Genomic DNA, 1,258 nt, shown 5'->3' with positions numbered 1-1,258 from the left:
CGTCTGGTCCGAGACCCACGGCTACGCCGGCAGTTTCGACTTCATCGCGAAGGTCACCGACCCCGACACGGGCGAGCGGATGACCACCATCGGTGACTGGAAACAACGCGCTCCGGCGTGCACGCCGAGGTCGCGCTCCAGGAGACGGCGTACAAGAACGCCGACTACATCATCCTCCCGGACGGCACGAAGGCCGACATCCCGCACCTCGACGCGGGCATCGTCGTGCACGCCCGCCCCGAGGGCGGTCAGGTGGTCCCTGCGCGGATCGACGACAGCCTCTTCGAGATCTTCCTCGCACTCCGGCAGATCTGGGAGTGGGACCGGGAGACGTCGAAGAGTGTCCTCGGCAACGGCGTCGCGATCGAGTCGATCGTCGAGGAGACCGGCCGCCGGGGTGGTCGCCGATGAGCGACCTCACCTTCCGATCTGGTGAGGCAGTCCAGGTAGAGCGGGACTTCCTCCCGTGGCCCGGGGAGGACGTCCGCGTCGCGTTCTTCGTGCCGGACGCTGACGACCTCGACCTCTTCCTCTCGCCCGACGAGGCCGACAACTTCGCCGCACTGCTCACCGAAAAGGCCGCCGAGGTGCGGCAGATCAACAAGGAGGCCAACCGTGCCTGAGATCTCCCGCGAAGACGCCATCTGGCTTGCCGGCCTCCTCGAAGGGGAGGGGACTTTCGACCTCCACCGCAAGAAGTACCCGCGCGTCCGCGTCGGCATGTCCGACCGCGACGTCGTCGGTCGCGCCGCCACCCTCATGGGCGCCCAGGTCCGGCTGTCGCTGAAGCCGTACCCCAACGCGGCCATGTTCCACGCGGAGGTATCCGGGACGAAGGCCGTAGCGGTCATGGAGGCAGTGCTCCAGCACATGGGCGCCCGTCGCTCCGCCAAGATCGCCACGGTCCTCGGCTGGGCGCGGCTCGCCACGGACGCTTCCGGCGCCCCGGGCCGAAGATCTCGCGGCCCCCGGCCACGCCCATGCCGGCCTGACCCACCACGCAAGGGCCTCCCGCAACTCGTGTGAGCCGCACCCGGCCCCCAGGCCGATTCCTACTCCGACACCGCGCAAGCCAACAGGCGCCGCGCCCACCTTCCACAGAAGGACGAGAACCCACATGGCACTGAAGATCTTCGGCGACGAGACCGGCGAGAACGCCCCCAAGAAGAAGTCGAGCTTCTCGGACGACGTCGTCGGCCGCTTCCGCTCCGGCTACGTCGAGAACGACCGCCCAGTCGCGCTGAGCGACTGGCGCGTC

3 protein-coding genes are annotated in these 1,258 nt (G+C 68.7%); all 3 read left to right on the top strand.

The window, feature by feature from the left end:
- The first annotated feature begins 117 nt into the window (after positions 1-117).
- From PROKR_RS02745 to PROKR_RS02735, 3 genes are read left to right on the top strand one after another with little or no spacing between them, the layout of a single operon-like run.
- Positions 118-411, top strand: coding sequence for a hypothetical protein (locus tag PROKR_RS02745; protein ID WP_051432616.1), 294 nt, complete (start codon positions 118-120; stop codon positions 409-411).
- Positions 408-623 carry a hypothetical protein gene (locus PROKR_RS02740; protein WP_036959106.1) on the top strand — a complete coding sequence of 72 codons (216 nt, stop codon included), beginning with the start codon at positions 408-410 and terminating at the stop codon, positions 621-623. The genes PROKR_RS02745 and PROKR_RS02740 overlap by 4 nt, the downstream gene beginning before the upstream one ends.
- Positions 616-1,026 carry a hypothetical protein gene (locus tag PROKR_RS02735; protein WP_036959387.1) on the top strand — a complete coding sequence of 137 codons (411 nt, stop codon included), beginning with the start codon at positions 616-618 and terminating at the stop codon, positions 1,024-1,026. Before PROKR_RS02740 ends, PROKR_RS02735 begins: the two co-directional genes overlap by 8 nt.
- The last annotated feature ends 232 nt before the right edge of the window (positions 1,027-1,258 follow it).

Origin of the sequence: Promicromonospora kroppenstedtii DSM 19349, assembly GCF_000515355.1 — a bacterium.
Classification (GTDB): Bacteria; Actinomycetota; Actinomycetes; order Actinomycetales; family Cellulomonadaceae; genus Promicromonospora; species Promicromonospora kroppenstedtii.
Note: the sequence above shows the minus strand (reverse complement) of the source record. Positions and strands in the feature narration are given on the sequence as shown.